Origin of the sequence: Pseudomonas sp. (assembly GCF_037994325.1) — a bacterium.
Taxonomy (GTDB): Bacteria; Pseudomonadota; Gammaproteobacteria; order Pseudomonadales; family Pseudomonadaceae; genus Aquipseudomonas.
The window spans coordinates 1-3,914 of the sequence record NZ_JBBNAH010000239.1 but is presented as its reverse complement, the minus strand read 5'-3'; the positions used below and the strand labels follow the sequence as shown (position 1 = coordinate 3,914).

At 60.2% G+C, this 3,914-nt stretch carries 6 protein-coding genes; 4 read left to right on the top strand and 2 right to left on the bottom strand.

Annotation, left to right across the window (positions count from 1 at the left end):
* The first annotated feature begins 230 nt into the window (after positions 1-230).
* Genes AAAB16_RS08040 through AAAB16_RS08030 form a run of 3 tightly spaced genes read left to right on the top strand, consistent with a single transcriptional unit; the run spans position 231 to position 1,317 of the window.
* Positions 231-413: a CPXCG motif-containing cysteine-rich protein gene (locus tag AAAB16_RS08040; RefSeq protein ID WP_110616614.1), complete on the top strand. Its 183-nt coding sequence runs from the start codon at positions 231-233 to the stop codon at positions 411-413.
* Positions 413-673 (top strand): DUF2007 domain-containing protein, encoded by a 261-nt coding sequence (locus AAAB16_RS08035; protein WP_340662874.1) that lies wholly within the window; start codon positions 413-415, stop codon positions 671-673. Before AAAB16_RS08040 ends, AAAB16_RS08035 begins: the two co-directional genes overlap by 1 nt.
* Positions 674-699: 26 nt before the next feature.
* Positions 700-1,317 (top strand): SOS response-associated peptidase, encoded by a 618-nt coding sequence (locus AAAB16_RS08030; RefSeq protein WP_340662873.1) that lies wholly within the window; start codon positions 700-702, stop codon positions 1,315-1,317.
* Here the strand turns inward: AAAB16_RS08030 and AAAB16_RS08025 are convergent.
* Positions 1,314-2,228, bottom strand: a complete 915-nt coding sequence (locus AAAB16_RS08025) for a LysR family transcriptional regulator (RefSeq protein ID WP_340662872.1) — start codon at positions 2,226-2,228, stop codon at positions 1,314-1,316. The genes AAAB16_RS08030 and AAAB16_RS08025 overlap by 4 nt on opposite strands.
* A 139-nt stretch (positions 2,229-2,367) precedes the next feature.
* Between AAAB16_RS08025 and AAAB16_RS08020 the strand changes: the two genes are divergently transcribed.
* A complete protein-coding gene (locus AAAB16_RS08020) occupies positions 2,368-3,111 on the top strand; it encodes an SDR family oxidoreductase (protein WP_340662871.1) in 744 nt (247 codons plus the stop codon).
* A 317-nt stretch (positions 3,112-3,428) separates the two neighbouring features.
* Here AAAB16_RS08020 and AAAB16_RS08015 read toward each other — a convergent pair.
* The coding region (locus AAAB16_RS08015; protein WP_340662870.1) for a nucleoid-associated protein at positions 3,429-3,914 on the bottom strand (486 nt) is incomplete at its 5' end.

Below are 3,914 nucleotides of genomic sequence, written 5' to 3'. Positions count from 1 at the left end.
TTTTTATAGTTTTTGCATGGCTATTTTTCGGAAACTTCCTGGTTTTATAAGTGTGGCGCGCCAGTGCGCCAGGCCGCTAAATAGCTAACTTTCAGCCCGGTTCGGGGTCTGCACTTAAGGTGTGTTGGGCCAATACTTGGCTGTGGCGCCCTTTACCTACACGCCTCGTCGCCCAGGCAGTTTTGCAGGCGCTATAGTGCTGTTCAGGCTTTCTTATTGCGGAGTGCCCCATGCTCGAAACCCAACCCTACGATTGCCCCTACTGCGGCGAACCCGCCGAGGCGCTTCTGGATTTGTCCGGCGGCGATCAGCAGTACATTGAGGATTGCCATGTGTGTTGCCGGCCGATTCTTTTCGATTTGCGCACCGATGGTGATGGCTGGGAGTTGGATGTTCGTGCGGAGAATGACTGATGCAGCGTATTTACGAGCCGCAAGATTTGCTCGAAGCCGAGTTGCTGTCGGGCATGTTGGCCAGTGAGGGCATTGAGGCGCATGTGACGGGCGGCCATTTGTTGGGCGCGGTGGGGGAGTTGCCGGTGAATGGCTTGTTGGGTTTGCTGGTGGCCAATCAGCAGGCTGAGCACGCACGCGGTTTGATCGCCGCGTACAATGCCGCGCAGCCGCTTCCCGGTGACGAGCCGGAAGAGTTTCAAGGCGTGCTGCTCTGCTAACCCTTTTCTGATGAGCCTTTCGCCTGATGTGTGGACGCTACGCCCTGTTCCGTTGGACGCCCGCTTTAGCGGCCACCCCTGGTTTCCCCGCCGAGCAACAGCCGGGCTGGAATATTGCGCCCAATAGCCAGGTGCTGATGCTGCGTCAGGTTGAAGGCCAGCGGCGTGCCGACTTGGCGCGCTGGGGCCTGACGCCGCCGTGGCTGACTGATCTGTCGAAAACCCCTGCCCATGCCCGTGCTGAAACCATTGCTGAGCAGCCGATGTTTCGCGATGCGTTGCGCCAGCGCCGTGCGCTGCTGCCGGCTAATGGTTTCTACGAGTGGCGCGGCAGCGTGCGCAAGCGCCCGTATTGGATCACCCGTGAAGAGTCGCCGCTGTATTTTGCGGCGGTGTGGGAGGCGTTTCCGGTTGAAGGCCACATCTACTTAAGCGTGGCGGTGGTGACACAACCAGCTGCGGGTTTGCGTCGGCCCTTGATTCTGGATGCGGCGGGCCAGGAGGTTTGGCTGGCCGACGATACGCCGCTGCCCGCGCTGCAAGAACTGCTCTGCCAGCCCAACCCGGTGTTGCGTGAGCGGGCGCTGGCGCATTTTGTTAACGACCCGAAACTTAATGCTCCGGAGTGCCTGACCCCGGCTTAAGGCTGCTCCGGGAACAGCTCAACGTTGGAGAACTGCGCCAGCAAGTGATCAAACACCAGCCGCACCCGGGGCGACACCGGGCCACGCTGCGGTCGGTAGATAAACAAATCCCAGGCTGGCGGCGCGATGGGCTCGAGCACGCTCAGCAATGCGCCACTGCGCAAATGCGGCACCGCCAGGTAACTGGGCACCTGGCCATAGGCGAGCCCAGCCAGCACGGCTTCCAACTCGGCCTCCGGGTCATCGCTGATAAATGCGGCATTGTCCGGCATCAGTTGTCTGTTATCGGCAAATGACCACGGCCACGGGCGGCCGCTGCGTCGGTCGATCAGTGCCGACAGCGGCCGTTGTTGTAACTCGTCGAGGGAGGTGGGCGCGCCGCCGTTGGCAACCAATTCGGGGCTGGCGACTACCCACAACGGCACCTTGGCCATTTGCCTGGCGATATAGCGGCGGTCGCGGATCATGCCGACGCGAATGCCGATATCAATCTGCGCGCTGACGGCGTCGGTCATTTCATCTTCCAGGCGCAGTTCCACCTGCAAGCCAGGATGTTCGCGCAGCAATGGCACCAACAGTTGCACCAGAAAACGTCGGCCAATGGCATGGGGCGCGGTCAGGCCCACGCGGCCGCTGATTTCATCGCTGGCGCTGCGGCGGTTGCGCTGGAACAGTTGGTCGACACTGTCCAAGGTTTGCCGCGCCTGCTCCACCAGGCTTTGGCCAAAGGCGGTGATTTGCACCTGGCGGGTGTTGCGGTGGAACAGGATTTCGCCGAACTGTTGCTCCAGTTCCTGAATGGCCCGGGTCACGCTTTGTGGGGAGATGCTCAGGCGTGTGGCGGCGTCGCGAAAGCTATTGGCATCGGCGGCGGCGCAGAGAATTTTCAGCAGTTCCATACGGTTAAGCATTGGCCAGAACCTCGAGTGGTTTGTTCCATTTTATGGAATAGCCAAATCCTATCTGTTCCATTTTCAGTTGCAAGCCCGTTGCCCATACTCGCCCTCAACCGGTGCCAACCTCCTGGCCCGCACATTTGAGGACATAACCATGAGCAACAACATTAACGGTAAAGTTGTAGTCATCACTGGCGCCAGCAGCGGCCTGGGCGAAGCCACTGCACGTCACTTGGCGGCACTAGGCGCATCGGTTGTATTGGGCGCGCGGCGCAAAGACCGGCTCGACAGCCTGGCCAGCGAAATCTCCGCAGCCGGCGGCAAGGCCGTGGCCTATGCCACCGATATCACCAAGCGCGAGGAAGTAGAGGCGCTGATTCAAGGTGCGGTGGATAGCTTTGGTCGCGTCGACGTGCTGATTAACAACGCCGGTTTGATGTCCATCGCGCCGATGAGCGAAACCAAGGTGGACGAGTGGGACCGCATGATCGACATCAATATCAAAGGCCTGCTCTACGGCGTTGCCGCAGCATTGCCGCGCTTCCAGGCGCAGAACAGCGGGCACTTTATCAACATCGCCTCGGTGGCCGGCCTCAAGGTGTTCAGCCCGGGCGGTACGGTTTATAGCGGCACCAAGTTTGCGGTACGGGCGATTAGCGATGGTCTGCGCCATGAAGTGGGCGGGGCGATTCGCACCACCGTGATTTCGCCGGGCGCGGTGGATAGCGAGTTAAAGCTCGGTAGCTCGCACCAGGCCAGCAGCGACGGTTTGCAGGAGTTCTACAAAATGGCCATTGCGGCCGATTCGGTAGCGCGGGCGATTGCCTACGCCATTGAACAGCCGGCGGATGTGGATATCAGCGAAGTGGTGCTGCGCCCGACCGTGCAAGACTTCTAAGCGCGCTGCGAGCCCACGCCATCGTCGTCCCCGCGTAAGCGGGGATCCAGGACTTTAGTCGCGACCGGGTAGTTGAGGTTGACGTAAGAATCTGGGTCCCCGCCTACGCGGGGACGACGGAGTTTTTTGTATCCATCACCGTCATTCCCGCGTAGGCGGGGATCGAGGATTTTAGTGGCGCCGGGGTAACTGCGGTCGGCGTAAGAATCTGGGTCCCCGTCTGCGCGGGGACGACGGAGTTTTTTGTATCGATCACCGTCATTCCCGCGCAGGCGGGAATCCAGAATGTCGTGGCGAACCAGGCGGTGCGTACAGCATCAATCCTTGCGGCGCTTGAGCTGATCGCGCAATTGCGTTGGCAAGTTGCGAATGGTCAACGTGCCTTGTTCTTCGTTGTAGTCGATGTTGGAGCCCAACAAATGCGCTTCAAAGCTGATCGACAAACCTTCGGCGCGGCCGGTAAAGCGGCGGAATTGGCTGAGGGTGCGTTTGTCGGCGGGGATCTCAGGCGACAGGCCGTAGTCTTTGTTGCGGATATGGTCGTAGAAGGCTTTCGGCCGTTCTTCGTCGAGCAGGCCGGAGAGTTCTTGCAGGGTCATCGGCTCGCCCATCTTGGCCTGGCTGGTGGCGTAGTCGACCAGCGTGTCGGTCTTGGCGCGGGCTTGCTCTTCGGGCAGGTCTTCGGCTTCGACGTAGTCGCTAAAGGCTTTAAGCAGGGTGCGGGTTTCGCTTGGCGAGTCGACGCCTTCTTGGCAGCCGATAAAGTCGCGGAAGTATTCCGAGACCTTCTTGCCGTTTTTACC

Excerpts from the sequence above, each read along its gene's own strand:
- AAAB16_RS08040 (WP_110616614.1), top strand. The coding sequence starts at position 231 with ATGCTCGAAACCCAACCCTACGATTGCCCCTACTGCGGCGAACCCGCC.
- AAAB16_RS08035 (WP_340662874.1), top strand. The coding sequence starts at position 413 with ATGCAGCGTATTTACGAGCCGCAAGATTTGCTCGAAGCCGAGTTGCTG.
- AAAB16_RS08030 (WP_340662873.1), top strand. The coding sequence starts at position 700 with ATGTGTGGACGCTACGCCCTGTTCCGTTGGACGCCCGCTTTAGCGGCC.
- AAAB16_RS08025 (WP_340662872.1), bottom strand. The coding sequence starts at position 2,228 with ATGCTTAACCGTATGGAACTGCTGAAAATTCTCTGCGCCGCCGCCGAT.
- AAAB16_RS08020 (WP_340662871.1), top strand. The coding sequence starts at position 2,368 with ATGAGCAACAACATTAACGGTAAAGTTGTAGTCATCACTGGCGCCAGC.